This window comes from Nocardiopsis lucentensis DSM 44048 (assembly GCF_000341125.1).
Taxonomy (GTDB): Bacteria; Actinomycetota; Actinomycetes; order Streptosporangiales; family Streptosporangiaceae; genus Nocardiopsis; species Nocardiopsis lucentensis.
Genome location: NZ_ANBC01000074.1, coordinates 1 through 4594, shown reverse-complemented (window position 1 = coordinate 4594; position 4594 = coordinate 1). Strand labels below are relative to the sequence as shown.

Here is a 4594-nt window from a genome sequence, read left to right as displayed (position 1 = left end):
GTCGACGACGAGCAGCCCGTGCGCACCGGCCGCGGCGGCGACCCGGCGCCGGTCCATCGCGTCCATCAGCGTCCCCGTCGGATTGTGGAAGGACGGGACGAGGTAGGTGAGCGCGGGGCGGGCGGCCATCCCCTCCAGCAGGGCCCCGGTGTCCACGCCCCCGGTCCCCACGTCGACCGGCCGCAGCCGTGCCCCGGCCTCGCCGAAGAGGGCCAGTGCCCCCGGGTAGGTCGGCCGCTCCGCAAGGACGGTGTCCCCGGGCGCTACGCGGCAGCGCACCAGCAGGTCCAGTGCCTGCTGTGCGCCGTTGGTGACCAGGACGTCGTCGGGGCCGGTGGGCAGGCCACGGAGGGTGAGGCGGTCGGCGACGGCGGCGCGCAGTTCCGGGTGGCCGGTCGGGTGGTAACCGATGTCGTCGGCGAACCCGGCCAGCCGGTCGACCGCCTTCCGGTAGGCGTGGAGCAGTTCCGGAGGCGGGGAGTCGGGGGCCGCGCAGGTCATGACGAGGGAGGCGGTGGGCGGCTCGAACAGGCTGAGGAACGCCGACCCCTCGCTCGGGCCGCCGCCCCCGGCGGCCGGGTCGGGCCCGGGGCCGTGCGCCACCCGGGTCCCGCTGCCCCTGCGCCGGGTCAGGAGTCCCTCGTCCCGCAACAGGTCGTAGGCGGCGACCACGGTGCCCCGCCCCACGTTGAGCCGTACCGCCAGACGGCGTTCGGCGGGCAGCCACGCCTCGTGCGGCAGGGCGCCCTCCTCGACCAGGACGCGCAGCCGGTCCGCCAGCGACCGGTAGAGGGGGCCGCGCCCGGCAGCCCACCGGCCGAGCAGGATCGTGAGGTCGTCGGCGCGGATTGGCTCGCTCATGCGGCCAATTGTCCCGGATTGGCTCTGCCCCGGGCGAGGTACCCCCGCGAGGCTGGGGAGCATGACACACCACGCCGAGACCAGGACCGTCCACCAGCCCGCGCCCGTCGTCGAGGGCAGCACGCCGCTGGGCGTGCCCATCTACCAGGCGCACACCTTCGCCTTCCCCGACACCGAGACCATGGCCGCGTCGTTCCAGGGCGCGGGCTCCCCCTTCGTCTACGCCCGCTACGGGAACCCGACGGTGGCCGCGCTGGAGGACGCCGTCGCCGACCTGGAGGGCGGGGCGGGCGCCATCGCCTCCGGTTCGGGGATGGGCGCGATCACCGCCACCCTGTGGGCGCTGCTCGGCACGGGCGGCCACGTGGTCGCCCAGGAACGGTTGTACGGCGGAACGCAGGCCCTGCTGACCACGCTGCGGGAGCGCTGGGGGGTCGAGGTCACACAGGTGGACGCGGGCGATCCCGCCGCGGTGGACGCGGCGCTGCGCCCGGACACGCGGGTGCTCGTGTTGGAGACGATCGCCAACCCGACCGGGCAGGTGGCCGACCTGCCCGCCCTGACCGCGCTCGCCCGGCGGCACGGCACCACGGTCATCGTGGACAACACCTTCGCGACTCCGCTGCTGTGCCGTCCGATCGAGCACGGCGCCGACATCGTCGTGCACTCGGCCACCAAGTACATGGGCGGCCACTCCGACACGATCGGCGGTGTCGCGGTGTTCGCCGACGCCGGGACGCTGACGCGGGTCCGGGAGCGCACCAACGAGTTCGGCGCCGTCATGGAGCCGTTCGCGGCGTGGCTGATCAACCGGGGACTGAGCACGCTCGGCGTGCGGATGCGGCGGCACTGCGCGAACGCGGAGGAGCTGGCGCGGCGCCTGGACCGGCACCCCGCGGTCACCCGGGTCCACTACGCGGGCCTGCCCGACCACCCCGGCCACGCGACCGCCCGCGAGCTCCTCGACGGGGGCTTCGGCGGGGTGCTCGCCTTCGAGCTGGCGGGCGGACTGGAGGCGGGACGGTCCTTCGCCGAACGGGTACGGCTCGCGGTGCTCGCGCCGTCGCTGGGCGACGTGCGCACGCTGGTCATGCACCCCGCGAGCACGTCGCACCGGATGCTCGACGCCGAGGGCCTGGCCCGGGCGGGCGTCTCGGAGGGGCTGATCCGGCTCAGCGCGGGGATCGAGGACGTCGAGGACCTGTGGGCCGACCTGGAGCGTGCCCTGGAGTGACCCCCGCGCGCGGGACCGGCGGGGCCGGACGGTACACGGCCGCCCCGCCGGGGAGGGTTTCGCTACACTCCGCCCCCGGTGGGCGCGCGATGGCGCCCGACGCGTACGGAAGCGGTGTTCGATGAGACGCGTGCTCGGGGCGGTCGTCCCGATGCTGGTCCTTTCGCCGACGGTGGCCTCCTGCGCCACTGTCGGGGCGCAGGCGTGGGACGTGGAGGTGACCGTGGACGAGCTGCCGCCGGCGCCCTTCGGTCCCCGCGAGGACCACGGCCTGGCCTGGACGGGTTCGCAGCTCCTGGTCTGGGGCGGGCACGGGGAGGGGCAGCACGACTCCTTCTCCGACGGCGCCGCCTACTCCCCGGAGACCGGCGCCTGGCGTGCCCTGGCGGACGTCGACCTGGAGCCCCGGACCCGCCACAGCACGGTCGTGGTCGGGGACAGGATGCTGGTCTGGGGCGGGTTCACGCCGACCCACGCGGGCGACGAGGACGCTCATCTGGCCAGGGACGGCGCCCTCTACGACCCGGAGGCGGACTCCTGGGAGCCGGTCGCGGACGCGCCCGAGGCCAGGGACCTGGCGCGCGGCGTGGTGGTCGGGGAACACGTGGTGTTCGGCGGCGGGAGCGCCCCGCACGGGTCCGCGGCCGACTTCCTCGTGTACTCACTGGAGGACGACGACTGGAGCACCGTCGCTCTCCCCTTCGAGCCCGAACCGGGCTTCGCCGTGTACGACCTGGCGGCGCGCGGCGACGCCGTGGTGGCGGTCGGCGGTTCCCCCGAGGGGATCGTCACCATCGGTTTCCGCCCGGGGGACGAGGCCGCGGCGGTCCGGGAGGTCCCCGAGGCCGCGGAGACCGGGGGCGCGGACGTGTCCGCCGGCGTGGCGACCGCACCAGGGGGCCCGGTCCTGCTCGCGCTGCGCGGCGACGAGAGCGCGAGCGTGTACGAGATCGACGGCCTCGGACGGGCCGAGCTGGTGGACCGGCGCGACTCCACCGACTTCCGGCCGCCGGTCTCGCACGCGACCGGCGGCCTCATACGCGGGGACATGCACGTCCTGGACGGGCTGGGGCTGCTCGCGACCGGTCCCGGGGAGTTCAGCCTGTGGGACCCCGAAGGCGAACGCTCCCACCGGGCGCGGACCGGGGCGCTCTCCGACTACTGCGGCCCCCTCGTCCCCGTCGCCGACGACGCGCTGCTCGGCTGGGGCGGCCGGGGATGCGGCTCCGCCGGGGTCAGCGTCGGCGTCGACGCCTGACGGACCGGCCCGCCCACCGCGGGTGGACCGGCGCCGCGAGGTCCCGGAGCCCCCCGCCTCGGCGCGCGGGGACCAGGCCCTACTGGACGGACCGGAGGATCCATTCCTCGTCGGGGCCGGTCTCCGGCGTGCGCTGGACCAGCCGGTACCCCGGGTCGGCCGACGACTCGGCGACCGCGAGGTTCAGTTGGCTTCCGTAGTTCACCAGTTCGGTCGTCCCGGTCTCCGGGTCCTTGTCCAGGCGCCACCCCTGGGCGGGGTGGATGGCGCAGTTCCGCTGGACGATGTAGGCGCCGTTCTGATCGGGCTCGGAGACGGCGAGGCACATCCCGCTGTGCCCGTTCCTCAGGTTGTAGTAGCCCGCGCCGCCGTGCACGAACTCCCACTCCTGGTCGGCGATCCCCAGGCAGTCCCACTGGATGACCCAGGCCCCCTCGTCCGTACGCGATCCGGCCACCCCGGCGCACAGGCCGCTGTTGGCGTTCACGAGCCGGTACACGTTCTTCTGAGAGCTCGTGGCGACGCGGTCCGCGGTCCCGCCGCCGTACTCCTCCGCGTGCACGGCCGCTCCGCCGAGCCCCGCCTGGAGTATGGCCGCCGCGCCGATGACCGCCGCCGCGCGGCCGAGGGTTCGTCCACCTCGCATGAGTTTCCCTTCGTTGACCCATCTCGAAACGATGGGTAATCAGCTGGAAACTTAGCGTGACCAGTGGGTTCATGTGGCCGCTCCGGGCACGTGCTCGCGGGGAAGGAGGCGCGGGAGGGCGCTCCACGTGCGGATAGACTCTCCGCGGCAGTAAACGCGCCGGTCCAGCATCCGGCGCAGCACACCTCGAGGGGGATCAAGCGTTGGCTCAGGTGGAGATCGGGCTGGGTAAGAACGGACGCCGAGCCTACGAGCTCGACGAGATCGGGATCGTGCCCGCCCGGCGCACGCGTGACCCCGAGGAGGTGTCCATCGCGTGGCAGATCGACGCCTACCGCTTCGAGACGCCGCTGATGGTCAGCCCCATGGACAGCGTCGCGTCCCCGAAGACCGTCGTGGCCGTCGGCCAGATGGGCGGCCTCGGCGTGCTGGACCTGGAGGGTCTGTGGACCCGGTACGAGGACCCCGAGCCGCTCCTCGAGGAGATCCGCGAGCTCGACGACGTCGCCGCGACCCAGCGCCTCCAGGAGATCTACGCCGCGCCGATCCAGGAGGAGCTGATCGGCCGCCGGATCGAGGAGATCCGGGACGCGGG

At 74.2% G+C, this 4594-nt stretch carries 4 protein-coding genes and 1 pseudogene; 3 read left to right on the top strand and 2 right to left on the bottom strand.

Annotation, left to right across the window (positions count from 1 at the left end):
- The coding region (locus D471_RS0102245) for an aminotransferase-like domain-containing protein (RefSeq protein ID WP_017597123.1) at positions 1 to 861 on the bottom strand (861 nt) is incomplete at its 3' end.
- Between the two features lie 61 nt (positions 862 to 922).
- Between D471_RS0102245 and D471_RS0102240 the strand changes: the two genes are divergently transcribed.
- Both D471_RS0102240 and D471_RS0102235 read left to right on the top strand, forming a co-directional pair.
- Complete coding sequence (locus D471_RS0102240; protein WP_017597122.1) at positions 923 to 2095, top strand: trans-sulfuration enzyme family protein; 1173 nt, start codon at positions 923 to 925, stop codon at positions 2093 to 2095.
- Between the two features lie 121 nt (positions 2096 to 2216).
- Positions 2217 to 3353: a Kelch repeat-containing protein gene (locus D471_RS0102235; protein WP_017597121.1), complete on the top strand. Its 1137-nt coding sequence runs from the start codon at positions 2217 to 2219 to the stop codon at positions 3351 to 3353.
- A gap of 79 nt (positions 3354 to 3432) precedes the next feature.
- Here D471_RS0102235 and D471_RS37500 read toward each other — a convergent pair whose 3' ends face one another.
- Positions 3433 to 3999, bottom strand: a complete 567-nt coding sequence (locus tag D471_RS37500) for an RICIN domain-containing protein (RefSeq protein ID WP_017597120.1) — start codon at positions 3997 to 3999, stop codon at positions 3433 to 3435.
- 212 nt (positions 4000 to 4211) lie between these two features.
- On the opposite strand from D471_RS37500, the pseudogene D471_RS0102225 reads away from it, so the two are divergent.
- Positions 4212 to 4594: pseudogene (locus D471_RS0102225) on the top strand (GuaB3 family IMP dehydrogenase-related protein); the annotation flags it as partial.